This is a genomic window from Paraburkholderia sp. BR10937, from assembly GCF_040965695.1.
Taxonomy (GTDB): Bacteria; Pseudomonadota; Gammaproteobacteria; order Burkholderiales; family Burkholderiaceae; genus Paraburkholderia.
On record NZ_JBFRCL010000059.1, the window covers coordinates 1 to 17959 of the forward strand.

Sequence of the window (17959 nt, forward strand, 5' to 3'; positions counted from 1 at the left end):
TCACCAGCGTCGTGTCCGGCTTCATGGCAGGCCCCGCAGCGGTTGCAGCAGTCTGCCAGCTTGCCAGCGCTCAAAAACACGACATCTGTAAATAGCCAGAACACGACATTAGGACGTAGCCCCCACAAATCAAAATGCGATCATTTAATTTATGTAAAATTCTAGGCAGGCGGAGCGGGAAAACAGATTGGCAAAGGTCCTTGGTGCGCTGGGGTCGTCGAGCGACGCCATGCAGCGCCTGTCAAAATGCACCCGACGATTTGTAAGGCTGGAGCGAAGGGCCTTTTCAAATGGAAGCTGTGCTCGAACGACGTGGTGCGCAAGCTGCCTGGTTTTCCTTAATCGCCAACATACCGTCCGCGACGCGAACCTTCGTGCACCGCCACACGAGGGATAACTTAGTCGGCTGTCCAGGACGTCACTCTGGCGCAAAATGATATTTATCCCACATGTGTCGCGTAGACAAATCGCTCACTTGTGGGTTTCCCCGTAGCCCCTAGATTGAACGGCAAAAGCATTCACGATTCGACTTACCCCGATAGGCCCATCATGTTCTTCATCATCCATGCACTCGACAAGCCTGACCACGTGCAGAGCCGCTTGGACGGCTACGCCGACCACAAAGCGTATCTTTCTAGCGCGAGCATCAAAACGCTCGTGTCAGGTCCCCTGCTGGCAGACGACGGCGAAACGATGATTGGCTCTTTTTTCCTCGTCGAGGCTGATAGCAAAGCAGACGTTATTAAATTCAATGCAAACGACCCGTTCGCAAAGATTGGGCTGTGGCAGAACGTCAGCATCCATCACTTCAACAAGCGCGTCGATAATCGTGATATGGGCACACCAGCGTAGAACCGGCAATCTACCGCTGCATGCCTACACGCTCCCTCTTACGAATGAAGATGGCTGCCCCATGCACTCGTGCGCCTCCGAAAGTCAGACGGCAGACTTCCAGTACCGGCCACAATCGATAACTGGATCAATCGAAGACACGGCCGCTCTAGATCAACTCCCGCCTACCGTCATCCCGTGTTCTCGCCCCGATATCCGCGGTGGGCGGTACTGGCCGGCGGCAAGCTTACTTCGGACCAACGTCGATGCCATACCGAACGATGGTCAATAAGCGGGAGAGTACGATCTGGAGGCCACGCGGAACGATGCATACGTGCGTGGCTCTGTTACTCTTACGTGTTCTTCGGCCGGCAGTGCAAGAGCAAGCAGGGCTTCCTGGAAAGCGCGCTCGATGCCATCCTGACACTGATCGTCAGACTTGTTTGTCATCTGATCAGTGCTCACGCAAAGCGAAATCTGATCCAGTGTATATTGAATCTGACCAGCCGTTGCCCCTCCCGCTACAAGCCGCGGGGACTTGTGCACAACAAGGTGGGTATGAGTCAGCGAGCGATAAAAGCGCTCCGAGAATCCGATTTCCCTTGAAACCGCTCAATAGCAAGCCGGATCGCCTGATCGAAGCTGGATTCGGTGGCCAGATGCCGATTGTTGATTGATACAAGCCAACCTCGTGCAGACTCGCACCAGCGGATGCGATGCTCTTCGCAGAGAATGGAAAACATTCGCCATAAATCAGCGTCTTCCTGATTTGCGGTTGCCGCCGCCATAATTCGCCGCAACTCAAAGTCTGTCATTCCACTACCTCGCTGGTGCATCTGGTCACGCTTACAGGCGCTCAATCGCAATAGCAATCCCCTGCCCGACACCGATGCACATCGTGCACAGCGCGAAGCGACCTTGCGTGCGTTGCAGCTGATACATCGCGGTCGTGACCAGTCGTGCGCCGCTCATGCCCAGCGGGTGACCCAACGCGATCGCGCCGCCGTTCGGATTGACGCGCGCGTCGTCATCGGCAACACCCAGCGCGCGCAGCACCGCGAGACCTTGCGACGCGAACGCTTCGTTCAGCTCGATCACGTCGAACTGATTGATGTTCATGTTCAAACGCGCTAGCAGTTTTTGCGTCGCAGGCGCCGGGCCGATGCCCATTACGCGCGGATCGACACCCGCCGTCGCGATGCCGAGCACGCGTGCGCGCGGCGTCAGGCCATAGCGCTTCGCGGTCTCTTCGTTCGCGAGCAGCAAGGCCGCTGCGCCGTCGTTGACGCCCGAAGCATTGCCCGCCGTCACCGTGCCGTCGGGACGCACCACGCCCTTGAGCTTCGCGAGCGCCTCGATGCTCGTTTCGCGCGGATGCTCGTCCTTCGACACGACAATCGCGTCACCCTTTTTCTGCTGAATCGTCACCGACACGATTTCCTGCGCGAGCGTGCCGTCCTGCTGCGCGCGCAACGCCTTCTGCTGGCTGCGCAGCGCGAACGCATCCTGGTCGGCGCGGCTGACGTTGTAGTCGGTTGCGACGTTTTCGCCCGTCTCGGGCATCGAGTCGACGCCGTAAAGTTGCTTCATCAACGGATTGACGAAGCGCCAGCCGATCGTCGTGTCGTAGATGTCGGCCTGACGCGAAAACGCGCTCGTCGCCTTGCCCATCACGAACGGCGCGCGGCTCATGCTTTCCACGCCGCCCGCGATCATCAGCCCGGCTTCGCCCGACTTGATCGCGCGCGCCGCAATGCCGACGGCATCCATGCCCGAGCCGCACAGACGGTTCACGGTCGAACCGGGCACGTCCTTCGGCAAGCCTGCCAGCAGCAGCGACATGCGCGCGACGTTGCGGTTGTCTTCACCGGCCTGATTCGCGCACCCGTAGATCACGTCGTCGATTGCGCTCCAGTCGACCTCCCTGTTGCGCTCCATCAGCGCCTTGAGCGGTACGGCGCCGAGATCGTCGGCGCGCACCGACGACAGCGAACCCGCATAGCGGCCAATCGGCGTGCGAATAGCGTCGCACAAAAGAGCATCCGTCATGCTTTCTTCTCCAATTCGAGGTTACAGGAGCAACTTCGCTCCTTCGTTAGTTAGATAGTCGCCGCGAGATCTGGCACGGCCGAGAACAGATCGTCAACCAGACCGTAGTCCGCCACGCTGAAGATCGGCGCATCTTCGTCTTTGTTGATCGCGACGATGACCTTCGAGTCCTTCATACCGGCGAGATGCTGGATCGCGCCGGAGATGCCGACGGCGATGTACAGTTGCGGCGCGACGATCTTGCCGGTTTGACCGACCTGATAGTCGTTGGGCACGTAGCCCGCATCGACGGCTGCGCGCGAAGCGCCCATCGCTGCGCCGAGCTTGTCGGCCAGTGGCTCCAGCACCTTCGTATAATTCTCGCCGCTGCCCAAACCACGGCCACCCGACACGATGATGTTCGCGCTAGTCAGTTCCGGGCGGTCCAGCTTCGTCACTTCGCGGCTGACGAACTGCGAGAGACCTGCGGCAGCCGCAGCTTCGACCTTTTCGACCGATGCGCTGCCGCCTTCCGCCGCCACCGGATCGAAGCCCGTTGCGCGAACCGTGATGACCTTGATCGCGTCGTGAGATTGAACGGTAGCGATTGCATTGCCCGCATAGATCGGGCGTTCGAATGTATCTGCGCTGATCACCGCAGTGATCTCGCTAATCTGCGCGACGTCGAGCTTCGCGGCAATGCGCGGCATGATGTTCTTGCCGTACCCGGTAGCGGGCGCGAGGATGTGCGAATAGTTCCTCGCCGGGACTTGAACAAGCGTCAGCACCGTCGCCTCGACATTTTCCGCGAGACATTCGGCCAGTTGCGACGCGTCGGCCAGCAGCACCTTCGCGACGCCTGCCACCTTCGCCGCTGCATCAGCGGCGCCCTGTGCGTTGTGGCCCGCGATCAGCACATGAATGTCGCCACCGATCTTCTGTGCGGCGGCAACCGTGTTCAACGTTGCCGCTTGCAGCGCCGCGTTGTCGTGTTCAGCAATTACCAGAACCGTCATATCATTCGTCTCCGTGTGCCCGTAAAAATCAAAGCACCTTGGCCTCGGTCTTGAGCTTCTCGACCAGCGTCTTCACGTCAGCCACCTTCACGCCAGCCGAACGCTTTGGTGGCTCACTGACCTTCAGCGTCTTCAGACGCGGCGTCACGTCGACACCCAGGTCTTCCGGCTTCACGGTGTCGAGTGGTTTCTTCTTTGCCTTCATGATGTTCGGCAAGGTCACGTAGCGCGGTTCGTTCAGGCGCCGATCGGTCGTCACGACTGCGGGCAACTTCAGCGACAGCGTTTCAGCCCCGCCGTCGACTTCGCGCGACACCGTTGCCGTCCCTTCAGTGACTACGACCGTCGACGCAAACGTTGCTTGAGGTAAGCCAGCCAGCGCGGCGAGCATCTGACCAGTCTGATTCGCATCATCATCAATGGCCTGCTTGCCAAGAATGACGAGAGAAGGCTGTTCTTTGTCGACCATCGCCTTGAGCAACTTTGCCACGGCAAGCGGCTGAAGATCCTCATTCGACTCGATCAACACCGCGCGGTCCGCGCCGATCGCCAGTGCGGTGCGTAGTGTTTCCTGACATTGCGTCACGCCACACGAAACGGCGATCACTTCACTGACAATGCCCGCTTCCTTCAAACGCACCGCTTCTTCAACAGCGATTTCGTCGAACGGATTCATCGACAACTTCACGTTGGCAATGTCGACCCCCGTGTTGTCCGACTTCACGCGGACCTTCACGTTGTAATCAATCACCCGTTTGACAGGTACCTGAATTTTCATAGCATCCACAAATTCAAAACAGGCCGCGGCCACGCACTGAGAAGCTACGGCCGTAATCAGCCGGCACGGTCACGCATTCTGCGGGTCGTAGAGCTTCTCGCTGATGAACAATGCGGGCACGACGCCAGCGAGAAAGTACGCGCCGCCCATGACCAGAAAGCCGAGTCCGATCGTGCCGCCCGTCGCGAGAAAACCGATGGCAGCGGGCGCGATGGCGGCACCCGCACGCCCGACGTTGTACGCGCCGCCCACTGCCGAGCCGCGAATGCGAGCCTCGAAGCTTTCGGTCATATACGTCGCGTTCACGCCGTACGGCATCCCGTACAGGAAACCGAACACGGTCATCAGCCAGGCGATGTTTTCTGGCGTATGCCACAACACAATGACAGGCAAAAACACCGCCGCACCGAAGGCACCAAATGCGAATATCGCGCGTCGCCCAAACTTGTCGGCGAGCCAGCCTGCGATGATTTTTCCCAGGATCATCGCGACATAAGTGCCCACCATGTAGCTCGTCATCGACGAAAACTTCAGGTGCAGTTCCTTCTCGAGATAGGTCGGCATCCAGTTGCTGACGCCGTAGTAGCCGAACTGCAGCAGACCCGCGGTCAGCGACCACAACAGGAACATGCGGCGGCATACCGGATCGCCGAAAATCTGTCTGGTCGCACCGATGCCCTGCTCTTTCCGCACGACGTTGCCGCAAGCGCGTCCTTGTCGCGACGCGATGTAGCTCTCCGGCTCGGGAACCAGACGCTGCATGACCAGCGCAAGCACGACGGGCACGATGGAGAGGAAAAAAAGATAGCGCCACCCGAACGTCGGCAGAATCAGTCCGGCCAGCACCGTCGCGACGACATAGCCGACCGACCATCCCGCCTGCAGCGTGCCGAGGATCGTCGTACGGATGCGGGTGGGCGAGTATTCCGACATCAGCGTATTGCACGCGACGTACTGTGCGCCAAGCCCAAGCGATGCAATGAAGCGGAACGCCGCGAACTGCGTGAAGTTTTGCGTCAGGCCAAGCGCTGCCGTGCCGATCGAAAAGACCCCGATCGTCCACACCACCGTACGCACGCGACCGAAACGGTCGCAGGCCCAGCCCCCGTAGATGCCCCCGATCGCCATGCCTGCAAGCGTGACGGTGCCGAGCGCGCCCGCTTCGACGTTCGAAAGCCCGAAGTCGTGCTTGAGGCTCGACAGGCTATAGGAAAGGAACATCAGGTCTGCACCGTCGACCATCAGACCGAGAAAAGCAAACACGAACACAGCGATCCACACACGATCGCGCGCAACCAGACCTTGCTGGCTGAACGAATTGACTTCCATCCGGACTCCTCCATGCGGCTAACAAGCCAACAAGCGCTCTACGGCGCCTTGACGGCAAACGATTGTGCGGTGACCACTCACCGCCTCCTTCACGACTGCGTGACTGCACCCGCGCTCAAACGCTCGCGTGGCGAAGCATGTTGCGAGCGATCACGAGCTGCTGGATCTGTGTCGTGCCTTCGTAGATGCGGAACAGGCGCACGTCGCGGTAGAAGCGTTCGATCGCGTACTCCGAGACGTATCCCGCGCCGCCGTGAATCTGCACGGCGCGATCGGCGACGCGGCCGCACATCTCCGAAGCGAACAGCTTGCAGCACGACGCTTCCGTGGATACGTCCTCCTTGTTGTCGCGGCGTCGGGCTGCGTCGAGCACCATCGAACGGGCCGCGTAGATTTCTGCCTTGCTATCGGCGAGCATGGCCTGGATGAGCTGGAATTCGCCGATCGGCTGACCGAACTGTTGCCGCTCCATCGCGTAGCGAAGCGCATCGTCAAGCATGCGTTCGGCGGCGCCGACGCAAATCGCCGAGATGTGCAGCCGCCCCTTATCGAGCACCTTCATCGCCGTTTTGAAGCCGACGCCCTCGAAACCGCCGATCAGATTCCTCGCCGGCACCCGGCAGTTCTCGAAAATGACGTCGCACGTATGGGCGCCCTTCTGTCCCATCTTCTTGTCGATCTTTCCGAGCGACACGCCAGGCGTGCCCCGTTCGACGATAAATGCGGAAATGCCGCCCGCGCCCTTGATGTCGGGATTGGTGCGGGCCATCACGGTATAGATGCCCGCCTCGGGCGCGTTCGTGATGAAGCGCTTGGCGCCGTCGATGATGTAGTGGTCGCCATCGACCCGCGCACGCGTGCGCAGCGAGCCTGCGTCCGAACCCGAACCCGCTTCCGTCAATGCGAACGAAGCGATCAGTTCGCCAGATGCGAGCTTCGGTAGATAGCGTTGTTTCTGTTCTTCGGATCCGTCGATGATCAGGCCTTGCGATCCGATACCTACGTTCGTGCCGAACAGCGAGCGGAAGCATGGCGAAGTCTTGCCGATTTCGAACGCGACGCGCACTTCCTCCTCCATTGTCAGCCCAAGACCGCCGTACGCCTCGGGGATCGACAGGCCGAAGAGGCCCATCTCGCGCATTTCGTCAACGATGTCGGCGGGAATCTCGTCGGTTTCCGCCACTTCGTTTTCAGCAGGGACGAGCCGCTCGCGCACGAAGCGCGAAACGGTGTCGAGTAGGAGGTTGAGCGTTTCCTGATCACGAATCATCTGTTTTCCTTGATTCCACAAGGGGCGCTTCACGCGAGCGCACCGTTGTCGGTCATCGCCGCCCTATGGCGGCGCCTAAACGTCGCACAAGGTCCACAAGGCGTGGACCAATGTCGTTTTCCAGCGTGTCGCGGCTCATCACAAATGCGGGCCCCCCGCAGTTGAAGGCCATGCGGGTGCCATCGGGGGCCGCGAACGGAGCGGCAGCGCTCGCGATATCCTTGTCCCAGTCGCCCACCGAGAGGCAAAAGCCGCGCTCCTCATAATCCTTCACGGCCTGATCGATGCCGCGCTGGATGCGCGGCCAGTCCGACTCGTCCTGAAGGCGTACCTGCTCGAGCACTTCGTGGCGCTCCTCCTCGGGCGCCGCCGCAAGGTACGCCCGCCCCATCGACGTCGTCGCGAGCGGCAATCGGACGCCGACGCCACGCATGACGGTAATCGGCGCGCTGCTGCGCACCCACTCGATATAGACGACTGAGAGCCGGTCACGAATCCCCAAAGCCACCGATGCGCGGGCATATTCGGCAAGTTCCTGCATGAATGGGCGCGCGACATCGCGGATGTCCAGATTCGACAGCATCGAATAGCCGAGCGAGAGAACACCCGTCCCGAGGCTGTATTTGCCGAGCGATTCCGAGTAGCGCAGATAGCCGAGTTTCGCGAGCGTGCCGGCCAATCGCGCTACCGTGGCTTTCGGCAAGCTCGTGCGACGCGCCAGCTCCGACAAACCGAGATAGCGGTCCGCGGGTCCGAAGCACCGCAGCACTTCGAGCCCTCGCGCGAGTGCGGTCACGAACTGCCGGTCCGTGCCGGCCTCGTCGTCGAAGCGCGCGATGTCGCGCTGCTCATACGGAGCGTCCGACGGTCCCGCCGGACTCTTCATCCTCGGCATAGCTGTAATCTGTCCCTGCTCTTTCGAACCCTTTCCTTTGCTAAATCCTGTCATGTCGAAACACTCCCTGTCAAATATTTTAGAAATTCGGTCCGCATAGCGGACCAACATATATTCATCACCAGCAGATGCTGAAATCGTTTGTCAGATTAGATAACGCCTATTAACCAGGGTTTACATGCGTTATCAAGTCGATTATCTTGCTTGCCCGGCGGAAATTCTATCCTATCGGTTCGCATTGCGGACCATCAATCAGGGAGTAAACCGCTGCCGCGGAATCCCCTTCAATTTCAGGATGACTTACATGTCTGGAGCACTTTCACATCTTCGCGTTCTCGATTTATCCCGCGTCCTGGCCGGCCCTTGGGCGAGCCAGATCCTTGCGGATCTCGGCGCCGAAGTGATCAAAATCGAACGTCCGCGCACGGGCGACGACACCCGCGCATGGGGCCCGCCCTACCTTAACGACAGTGAAGGCAATGCGACCGGCGAGTCCGCCTATTTTCTGTCAACGAATCGTGGCAAGAAGTCGGTCACGCTGGACATCGCGACGCCAGAAGGACAAGCGATCGTGCGGAAACTGGCGAAGCAGAGCGATGTGTTCATCGAGAACTACAAGGTCGGAGACATGGCCCGCTACGGTCTTGCCTTCGACGACCTACATGCGCTCAACCCGCGCCTGATCTATTGCTCGATAACGGGCTTCGGTCAAGATGGTCCGCTTTCTCAGCAAGCGGGTTACGACTTCATCGTTCAGGCCATGGGCGGCCTGATGAGCATCACCGGCGAGCGTGACGATCTGCCGGGTGGCGGACCGCAAAAGCTCGGCGTCGCATTCGCTGATCTCATGACGGGCATGTATTCGACCGTCGCCATGCTCGCTGCGCTGGCGCATCGAACCAAAACCGGCAAAGGCCAGTACATCGACATGGCGCTGTTCGACGTTCAGGTGGCTGCGATGGCGAACATGAACCTCAACTACCTCGTGTCGGGCAAGACGCCGAAGCGTGAAGGAAACGCGCACGCGAACATTGTCCCGTATCAGGTGTTCGACGCGAGCGACGGGCAGCTCGTACTGGCCGTGGGCAACGATCGACAGTTCCGAAAATTCTGCGAGGTCGCCGATTGCGCGCATCTCGCACGCGATCCGCGGTTTGCGACCAACGCAGCACGCGTGGTCAACCGCGAAGCATTGGTTCCGCTGATTCAGAAAGTTCTGGTCGCTCGCACGATCGGGCAGTGGGTTACGGCGCTCTCAGCAGCGGGCGTGCCCTGTGGGCCGATAAATGACATAGCGCAGACGTTTGTACATCCTCAGGTCGACTTCAGGGGCATGCGGGTGGATTTGCCTCATTCGCTCTCGGGCACCGTGCCGACAGTGGCGAATCCGATCCGGATGTCAGGCTCTCCGATCGAATATCGAAGTGCGCCCCCGACGCTTGGGCAGCACACGGATGATGTGCTGGCATCGCTGTGCCAGATCGACAGGGAGGAGCTCGACGCATTGAAGAAGACCGGAGTGATTTGAGACGAACCGACGCGACCCAGGAGCCCCGCCCTGCGCCCAGATGACGCTTCGGCCAACGCCAGCAAGCGCACCGCATGACAGGCACGCGCTCCAGCGTCCAACATGCGCTACCGCATTTCCGAAGCGCATGTCGGTTGCACCGCGCAAAGAGGCTCCCCCGCTGATGAAGTTGTTGACCGGCTCCCCGGTGAGTTCCGCTTAGTATGAAAATCCATCGTTGCAAATTGCCCGATTTAACTGCGCTCGGCACAGCACTGCGTCGCTCACTGCCGGGTGTGCCCTGGGCCTCCATAGCTTTTGCCGTACGCACCACAGCGGCGTCGTTGATCGCACTCTACATTGCCTTTCGGATGAACCTGGACGATCCGAAATGGGCGGCAACGACCGTATGGATCGTAGCTCAAGGTAATCGGGGAATGAGCCTCTCGAAAAGTCAGTACCGGATTCTCGGCACGACAGTGGGTGCAGTGGCGGCGCTCGCACTGATCGCACTTTTTGCACAGACGCCGGAATTGTTTGTACTTTCGCTTGCCGCGTGGATCGGCCTTTGCACCGGCGTGGCGACTTCATCGAGAAATTTCCGCGCCTATGCCGGGGTACTTGCGGGCTACACTGCTGCAATCATTGCCGTGAGCGCAGCGTCTGCCCCGTCAAATGCCTTCAATCTGGCAGTAGCCCGCTTTCTATACGTGATCCTTGGCATTCTGGTCGAGGCGACGCTGACGACGATCTTCGCACCGGGCGAACCGGTGCGCGAAGTTCGTGAAAGCCTTGGCCGATACGTAAAGCAGGCAGCAGATGTCTGCGCAAAAGTGCTCCGCCGCAAGCCTGACGGCCTCGCAATTCACAGGCTTTTCGCGGGTGCGCTCGAGTTGGACACCACTGCCGAATATGCCGCAGCGACATCGTTGACTGTGCGACGGAAGATAGGCCACTTGCGGGCCTTAGCACTTGCTGTACTTTCACAACTGGCGGCTGCACAGACGCTAAGCGAGCAGTTGACTCAACGTCCTGACATCAAGGACGAACTCATCGAAGAAACCGCGCAACTACTGGAACGCGTTGCCATGGCTCCGGCCAGACTGAACGCCGAAGTATTGGCTGCGACGTCAGCGGTCGACTCGGCGCTGCTGGTAGAAGCAGACGCGTCAGGCGATTTATTCACTCCCCGGCTGCTCGTTTTGAACCGCCTACGCTTGCTTCTGGCCGCGCTCAGTGAAGTTCTCACGCGCACAGCGCAGATGGAGCGAGCCGATGCACCGACAGCGCGTCCAGACTTTGCCTGGCATCGCGATCCCGTTCTCGCCTGGCACAACGGAATTCGGTCGTTTGTCGCGGTACTGGCCGCGTCGGCATTCTGGATTTTCAGCGCCTGGCCGTCCGGTGCAGGCTTTGTGACGATCGTTGGGGTGGTCAGTGCGCTGTTCGCCACTCGCCCGAACCCCGTGGATGGTGCGCTCGGCTTCCTGAAGGGCGCGGCATGCGCAGCACTTGCGGGGGCACTGTGCAACTTCGTCTTGCTACCGGCAGTGTCGGGTTTCGTCCTGCTCGCATACATCGCTGGTTTCTTTATGGTCTGTGCGGGGCTCGCCATGCGTAATCCTCGCACGGCAGCCATCGGCAGTGGTTTCGCGCTTTTTTTCTGGAATTTTATCTCGCCGGTCAACTCCACACGGATCAATGACGCCTCGTTCCTCAATAGTGCGATCGCGACTTTGCTCGGCATCGCATGCGGCGCGGCGATATTCGCGATTCTGTTTCCGAGGGATCCAGAGGCCATTCGAGCCCGGTTACACCGCGCGGTCCGCCGGGATCTGGCCGAGATGGCTCGCAGCCCACGGGAATGGAACGCAGATGCCTGGCTGAGCCGGACCGCCGACAGGTTGAGTCGCCTGCTTGCGATCGGGAGTGCGATACCACGAGCGTGTAAAGAGAGCGATCTTCGCGGGCTGGTTGCGGCATGGACCATCGGCGATAGCTTGCTGGCTCTGCGTGACTTTGCTGCGAAGCATTCGGTTGCGCGCAGACCCGTAAGTGTTGTTCTGAAACGGCTCCATCGCTTCGATGTCGGGCGACTCGTAAGCGTATGCGATGCGGGCGCACGGCGACTGAAACGACAAGGCCGCGAACTGTCCGACACGGAAAGGCGGGAGCTATTGCATGGCGCCATCCTCATGCAAACAATCGCTGACGCTGCGAATGCACACGCGGATTTTCTTCGCGGTCGGATGACAACGCCCTGATATGTGCGCCCAGAAGAACTCGTGCTGACACGGGCACGCCGCTAACTTCGGGGTTTCTCTACGGTTGACTATGGATACTTTTCAAAAGATGAAAGCGTTTGCACGTGTGGTTGAAGCCGGAGGCTTCACCGCCGCGGCCGCGCGTCTGGATTTGACAGCAGGTCAGGTTTCGCGTGCTGTCACTGAGCTGGAACAACGTCTGCGCACGCGCCTCCTCTATCGCACGACCCGCAAGATTGTGCTGACGGAGGCCGGAAAGCGATATCTGCACCGGTGCTACCAGATTCTGGACTACGTCGACGAGGCCGAAGCAGAGGCATCAAATGCGCATGTGCTTCCGTCCGGGCGCTTGCGTGTACACGCCACTGCGAGTTTCGGTCAGCATTACGTGATGCCCGCTGTTATGCGCTATCAAAAACGGTACCCACACGTTGCTGTCGAGCTGACCCTGTCTCAGCATGTTCCTGACCTCCTCGAAGAGGGTTACGATGTCTCGGTTCAACTCAGTCGGACCGAACTACCGAGTTCCAGTTCGGTAGCTGTTCGAGTCGGCAACTCCTATAGTATCTTGTGCGCCTCGCCCTCATATCTTGCCGACCGTGGAACCCCAAGTTCGGTTGCCGCGCTTGCCGACCATACGTGCCTGCAGACGACCAGTCTGACACTTCCCTCGTCACGTTGGGATCTGGACGGTCCAAATGGCAGGGAAGTTTTCGAGCTTCATTCATCACCCTTTCGGGTCAATATCGCTGAAGCGATGGCTTTCGCCCTACGCGATGGCCTGGGCATTGGCGCACTGCCGCTGTGGACTGCATTGCCCTGGCTGCGCGACGGCACCCTGATCCGTGTGCTGCCCACATACCGCCTGAGTGAGATGCAGATTCATGCACTTTACCCTTCCCGCGAATATCTGGATGCCAAGATAAGGAGCTGGATCGACTTTTTGCGGGAGTCCGTTCCCCAAATGATCGACGACGACGAGCCGGCAACGAATATACCGCGCTCACACTGACGCGCCGCCTTGTATATAAGGTTAGCGCTGATGGTTCGATTGCCAGACCGGGAGGATGGCATGGTAGCCCTGCTTGAAAAGGTCGAGCGCCGGAATGTCACGACGTTTCCGTGCCTTGACGGCGAGGTTCCCGGGCGGCTCGGGACCACCCATTGCCTGAAATGTCCGTCAAGCAGCCTTTAAACCGTCATCGCTTTCGGTGCCGGCCTTAGTCCCACTGGAATCATCGTGATGCGAATGTGCAGGCGTGCAGCACGACAAGAGCAGCTCGGCATCCTGTGAGGCAATTCTCGCGCTTAGCTCTTGCTTGATGAAATCCACGAAGGTGCGGATCGTTGCGCGCACGTAGCGACGCGAAGGATAAACAGCATATACGTTCAAGGGTGGCAACTGCAGCCGCGGCAATACCCGAACCAGCATTCCGACCCGAAGATCGTCGATTGCGCAATAGACTGGCAGCACGCCAATGCCCGCACCCGCCCGCAATGCCGCGCGCATTGCTTCCGGATCAGTGAACTTTAGACGCATGCTCACTGCATCCAACAAAGGCGTGCGGTCCGTGGGCAGCACTAGCCAACCATCCGACGTGGTTGGCACTAGCAACTGCGCGCAAGCATGTCCTGCCAGGTCGCCCTCCGAGAGCAGAGGACGCATCTTCAGGTATGCCGGTGCGGCCACTAGCACGCCATGGATTGTGGCCACCACCTGACTGACATAGTCCGAGTCAGGAAGCGCCTTTGCCGCGATCACCGATATGTCGAACTGTTCTTCGACGAGCCGTGGCAACGTCGGCGACGATGTCAGGTCGACCTCCACCTTTGGGAAGCGCCTTTGGTAGTCAACGATGCAAGCAGCGAGATGCGCCTTCCCAAGACCAGCTATTGTGTGAACGCGAAGCAGGCCGGCCGGCTCTTTCACTGAATCGGTGGCTTCGGCATCGGCGCAGTCGAGGTCGGCGAGAATCTGCGCGCAGTGGCAGAAATAGCGCTCACCCACTTCGGTGAGCCTGATACGGCGCGTCGACCGGTCAAACAATCTGGCGTGCAAATCATCTTCAAGTTGCGAAACGACGCGCGAGACGTACGCGACGCTGCAATCGAGAACGTTGGCCGCGGCCGTAATACCGCCGGCTTCGGCGACGCGCAGAAACACGCGCAACATACGGATCTTGTCCATCTTACTCCACCAATTGTGCTGACAATTACAGGGCAACTTCGCGACTGGAATGACAAGAAACAGAGTTGTACCGGCACTCGTTTGTGCGGACCGTCACCGCCAGCTTTTCTGAATCAGTCCGATCATGTCGTCGCTACCGATGTTCACGACATACTCGCCGGTCTCGATCACATTGCGCGCTGAAATCCTTGCGGCTGCCATCGGTTCCGCGCCCCATGTTCACGCCAAGTAGCGGCGGCTCGTACGAAACGATCGTAAACGCGCTGAACGGGGCGAGATTCACCAGCCCGTCCGCCGATCGGCTTGTAATCCAGGCAATCGGGCGGGGGACGACAATCGCATTGAGCAGTTTGTATCGCTCGGAAGCTTCGAGATCGGCTAAGTACAGTTCCACAGATCTGCCGTGCATCCGCCGCGGCGATGCCGCCTCGAACTGACAGATTGGCCAGCTGCTTGATACCTTTGAGTGCAACGGTCGGAGCTGCTGCGAGTTGCCGTGCCCATGACATCGATACCGAAGGCAGTTCCGATTCGGCTGCGACGAAATTGATGACGCCCCATCGCTCGAGCGACGCCGGGTAGTGCCTGCGCCCGAACATGGCCATTTCCTTGACCGGTGCGGGACCCACGCGCTGCACGACACGCTGCACACCACCCGGAAGCGGTAGCAGGCCGAGCGAGGCTTCTGCCATTCCGAAGAATGCCGTGTCTGCGGCCACGATGATGTCGCAGGTCAGCGCGAGTTCGAAGCCCCCGCCGAGCGCGCCACCATGCACCGCAGCGACAGTGGGAACAGGTATGTTCTCGAGCGCATCGAGCAACGATTCGAACGAGGCCTCGTCATGTCGCCTGGCGCCGGCACCGTCCCCAAAACCTGCAACATCGGCGCCGGCGCAAAAATGACGCATCGCACTACGCAGCAAGATCGCCCGGCAACCCTGTTTGATGGCACGCGCGTACGTACCGAGCAGATCTGTCATGAAGGAGGTCCCGATCAGATTGTGTGGCGGGTTAGACATCGTGACGACGCCGACCGCGCCATCCGTTTCATACAAAACAGTGCTCATTTCTCGTCCTGCATGGGGGCCGGGGGGGTTACCGGCGGGTTGATCACAAGATCATCTCGAGAGATGCGAACGCAAGATGACAGGCCTGCAATATGTGGCCCTAGAGATAGTGACTGTCGTGCACGCCGCCAGGAATCGCTTCTCACGACTTAATCCTAACGCCGTTAATATCGATAACAATACGGGTATTCCCGAGGCGTGAAGGGTTAGCGCTCCAACATCACCGATTCCAGGATGCGCTGGTGCGTGTGTCGCTGCGTTAAACGCACTAAACAGCGCCATTTACCGGGAAATTTGACATCTTTTTACCGATGCGCAAAGCGCCATGACTGGCAGCTATGGAAAACGCATTCCGGCCCCGTGCGTGGATGTCCGTCGATCTCCCTCGACCGCGAGCATAACGGTGTTAATATGTGATCGAGCGCCCAGCCCTTGAGTCGCGCCGGCGAGATAGCAAGAGATCTCCGGATTAATGCCCCGATCTACCCTCTGAGCGACCACTACGCTGGACAAAACGATTGTTACTTGGGCACTTACTGGAAACGGCGATACGGCGCGCCTCAACCCCGCTGGAGCAAATCGCCAATGAGGCCATCGCTGCATGTGAGGCCGGCGCGAGCATTGCGCACACTCATGTCCGTCACCCCGCGACCGGCGCGCCAAGTACCGACCTGTCTCTCTACAGGGAGGTTGTTTCAAGGATCCGCGGAAGCGGATCTCCGATCTTGATCAATCTGACGACCGGGCCGGGCGGAGGCTTCTATCCAACCGACGAGGATCCGAACAGGGGAAGCCCGGAGAGCACGATGATGACGCCTGAGGCGCGCGTCCAGCATGTACTCGAATTGCGTCCGGAAATTTGCAGCCTTGACGTAGCGACCATGAATTTTGGCAAGCGCGTGTTCGTCAACGTGCCCGACCATCTGGTTAAAATGGCTTCCCTTGTCGAAAGTGCAGGCGTAAGGCCGGAGATCGAGGTCTTTTCTTGGGCACGTGCGCCTCGCGCGTCATCTGATCGAAACACAAGGTGTCCTTCAGTCTCCCCTCTTCCAACTGTGCCTTGGAGTGCCAATGGGTGCGGACGCCGACATAGAGGCTCTGCTGATGATGAGGCGCTATTTGCCCGATAACGCGCATTGGTCGGCGTTCGGCATTTCGCGAGCCCAATTTTCGACAGTGTCTCAAAGTGTGATTCCTGGAGGGCACGTTCGTGTCGGTCTCGAGGACAACCTTTATCTCGGAAAAGGGGAACTCGCGCCGGGTAACGCAGCGCTGGTCAAACGTGCGGTCAGTATCATCGAAAGCATGGGCGCCGAAGTCGCAACACCCGACGAAGCGCGCTCCGTACTCGGCCTGCAGCCTCGACGGCTAAACTAGCCGGCCACCCGGCGACGATGCTTGATACGGCCACCGCGGCATCATTTCAATGTTGGCGCCGTAACCCACGCGCTACCCGATTGGGGCCCGTTTCACCACAGATCGATTCGGTGTTAAGATTATGGCATGGAAGAGACCGCAAGAACCAAACGCACGGCCAGAGCCGGAACCAACGCCCGACGCAAAGCAGCAGGGGTCGAGGAAGCCACGGCCAATCCTCTCGCTGCGAACCGTTCCCGTACGCCAAAGAACAGGACGGAGGCTGAGGTTGCTGAACCACGCCCGTATCACCACGGTAACCTCCGTGAAGATCTCGTACGTTGTGGCAAGGAGCAACTCAGCGAGGTCGGTCTTGCCGAGTTGAGCATGCGGCGTATTGCAAGCACCGTGGGTGTATCGCAGGTCGCACCCAAGCATCACTTCGGAAACAAGGAAGGCTTGCTGGCCGCCATTGCGGCGAGCGGCTTCCGGGATCTCACAGAGTTCCGCTTTTCCCGGCTTCGCCCCAACATGTCTGCCGAGCAGCGACTGCGATCGCTGTTGTCGAACTATGTGGCATTCGCGGCGCTTCATCCGACGCTGTTCCACCTGATGTTCTCACCGCAATTCCGCTCGCCTCAGGTGCATGCCGAACTCGACGACTCCGCGCGCCAGTGTTACCACACGCTCGTCCGGGCTGCGGCGGACTACCTCGCCGAACAGGGCAAGGCCGACGAGGCGAAAGCGTTTAGCGTGGCGCGTATAGCATGGATGTGCGTGCACGGTGTAGCGACTATGACGGTCGACTTCAGGATCAACCCTTTGGGCGCGCCAAAAGTCACTTCGGAGCAACTCACCAATCAGACGCTCGACGTGATATTTGCGGGTATCCGCGGGCTGAACGGAATGTAGCCGCGACTGTGACGGCGGCGCCAGTTGGCGCGCCTTGCGCGAGGCGGTCTCGCCCGGTCAAGAACCTTCCGCAAGCACGGGCGACGCAAGCGTGGACCTCAGGTCGAGCATGTCGCCGCCCGCGTTGCGTCGAAACGCTTGCGGCGGTTGCCCGAATATGCGCAGGAACGCTTCGCGCATTCTCCGAGGATCGGACAAGCCCGTCTCAACGGCAATCTCATCCATAGTGTGTCGGCTTTCTTCGAGCATCAGGCGCGCTGCTTCGAGACGCAATCGTTCGACGGCCTTCGCCCGAGTCTGTCCGGTTTCCGTCCGAAACGCGTGGCTAAACTGCCGCGGACTGAACCGCGCGCCTTCCGCCAATTGTTTAACTGAAAGAGGCTCTGCGAGATTTTTCTTCGCGTACGTCAGCACCGCCTGAATGCGATCCGACTTCGGCTTCAGCTCTGGCGGCGCCAAATGCTGCGACTGCCCCTGTCCGCCAGTTCGACTTCCTAAGGCCTGCTACCCGTCTCCGT

Annotated in this window: 14 protein-coding genes and 2 pseudogenes; 6 read left to right on the plus strand and 10 right to left on the minus strand. The window is 59.6% G+C overall.

Features of this window, described 5'->3' with window-relative positions; genetic code table 11:
• Positions 1 to 549: 549 nt before the first annotated feature.
• Positions 550 to 852 (plus strand): YciI family protein, encoded by a 303-nt coding sequence (locus AB4Y44_RS33970; protein WP_368701966.1) that lies wholly within the window; start codon positions 550 to 552, stop codon positions 850 to 852.
• A gap of 542 nt (positions 853 to 1394) precedes the next feature.
• Here AB4Y44_RS33970 and AB4Y44_RS33975 read toward each other — a convergent pair.
• From AB4Y44_RS33975 to AB4Y44_RS34005, 7 genes are all read right to left on the minus strand, one after another.
• Positions 1395 to 1646 (minus strand): hypothetical protein, encoded by a 252-nt coding sequence (locus AB4Y44_RS33975; RefSeq protein ID WP_368701967.1) that lies wholly within the window; start codon positions 1644 to 1646, stop codon positions 1395 to 1397.
• A 31-nt stretch (positions 1647 to 1677) separates the two neighbouring features.
• Entirely contained in the window at positions 1678 to 2880 is a 1203-nt protein-coding gene (pcaF, locus tag AB4Y44_RS33980; RefSeq protein ID WP_368701968.1) for a 3-oxoadipyl-CoA thiolase, read from the minus strand.
• Positions 2881 to 2930: 50 nt separating this feature from the next.
• Positions 2931 to 3875: an electron transfer flavoprotein subunit alpha/FixB family protein gene (locus tag AB4Y44_RS33985; RefSeq protein WP_368701969.1), complete on the minus strand. Its 945-nt coding sequence runs from the start codon at positions 3873 to 3875 to the stop codon at positions 2931 to 2933.
• Between the two features lie 28 nt (positions 3876 to 3903).
• Positions 3904 to 4653 carry an electron transfer flavoprotein subunit beta/FixA family protein gene (locus AB4Y44_RS33990; protein ID WP_368701970.1) on the minus strand — a complete coding sequence of 250 codons (750 nt, stop codon included), beginning with the start codon at positions 4651 to 4653 and terminating at the stop codon, positions 3904 to 3906.
• Positions 4654 to 4722: 69 nt separating this feature from the next.
• Positions 4723 to 5982 (minus strand): MFS transporter, encoded by a 1260-nt coding sequence (locus AB4Y44_RS33995; protein ID WP_368701971.1) that lies wholly within the window; start codon positions 5980 to 5982, stop codon positions 4723 to 4725.
• 115 nt (positions 5983 to 6097) lie between these two features.
• Positions 6098 to 7252, minus strand: a complete 1155-nt coding sequence (locus AB4Y44_RS34000; RefSeq protein WP_368701972.1) for an acyl-CoA dehydrogenase family protein — start codon at positions 7250 to 7252, stop codon at positions 6098 to 6100.
• 52 nt (positions 7253 to 7304) lie between these two features.
• Entirely contained in the window at positions 7305 to 8138 is an 834-nt protein-coding gene (locus AB4Y44_RS34005; protein WP_368702012.1) for an IclR family transcriptional regulator, read from the minus strand.
• 313 nt (positions 8139 to 8451) lie between these two features.
• Between AB4Y44_RS34005 and AB4Y44_RS34010 the strand changes: the two genes are divergently transcribed.
• From AB4Y44_RS34010 to AB4Y44_RS34020, 3 genes are all read left to right on the plus strand, one after another.
• Positions 8452 to 9675, plus strand: coding sequence for a CaiB/BaiF CoA transferase family protein (locus AB4Y44_RS34010; protein ID WP_368702013.1), 1224 nt, complete (start codon positions 8452 to 8454; stop codon positions 9673 to 9675).
• A 203-nt stretch (positions 9676 to 9878) separates the two neighbouring features.
• Positions 9879 to 11918, plus strand: a complete 2040-nt coding sequence (locus AB4Y44_RS34015; RefSeq protein ID WP_368701973.1) for an FUSC family protein — start codon at positions 9879 to 9881, stop codon at positions 11916 to 11918.
• A 70-nt stretch (positions 11919 to 11988) separates the two neighbouring features.
• Positions 11989 to 12930, plus strand: coding sequence for a LysR family transcriptional regulator (locus AB4Y44_RS34020; protein WP_368701974.1), 942 nt, complete (start codon positions 11989 to 11991; stop codon positions 12928 to 12930).
• 168 nt (positions 12931 to 13098) lie between these two features.
• Here the strand turns inward: AB4Y44_RS34020 and AB4Y44_RS34025 are convergent, their stop codons facing one another.
• Positions 13099 to 14106 carry a LysR family transcriptional regulator gene (locus AB4Y44_RS34025; RefSeq protein ID WP_368701975.1) on the minus strand — a complete coding sequence of 336 codons (1008 nt, stop codon included), beginning with the start codon at positions 14104 to 14106 and terminating at the stop codon, positions 13099 to 13101.
• A gap of 167 nt (positions 14107 to 14273) precedes the next feature.
• The gene (locus AB4Y44_RS34030) at positions 14274 to 15173 is read right to left on the minus strand and encodes an enoyl-CoA hydratase/isomerase family protein (protein ID WP_368701976.1); all 900 of its coding nucleotides are present in this window, start codon (positions 15171 to 15173) and stop codon (positions 14274 to 14276) included.
• Between the two features lie 518 nt (positions 15174 to 15691).
• Between AB4Y44_RS34030 and AB4Y44_RS34035 the strand changes: the two are divergent.
• Positions 15692 to 16550: pseudogene (locus AB4Y44_RS34035) on the plus strand (3-keto-5-aminohexanoate cleavage protein).
• Between the two features lie 126 nt (positions 16551 to 16676).
• Positions 16677 to 17441 carry a TetR/AcrR family transcriptional regulator gene (locus AB4Y44_RS34040; protein WP_368701977.1) on the plus strand — a complete coding sequence of 255 codons (765 nt, stop codon included), beginning with the start codon at positions 16677 to 16679 and terminating at the stop codon, positions 17439 to 17441.
• Positions 17442 to 17498: 57 nt separating this feature from the next.
• Here the strand turns inward: AB4Y44_RS34040 and AB4Y44_RS34045 are convergent.
• A pseudogene (locus tag AB4Y44_RS34045) lies at positions 17499 to 17921 on the minus strand (helix-turn-helix domain-containing protein); the annotation flags it as partial.
• Positions 17922 to 17959 lie beyond the last annotated feature (38 nt).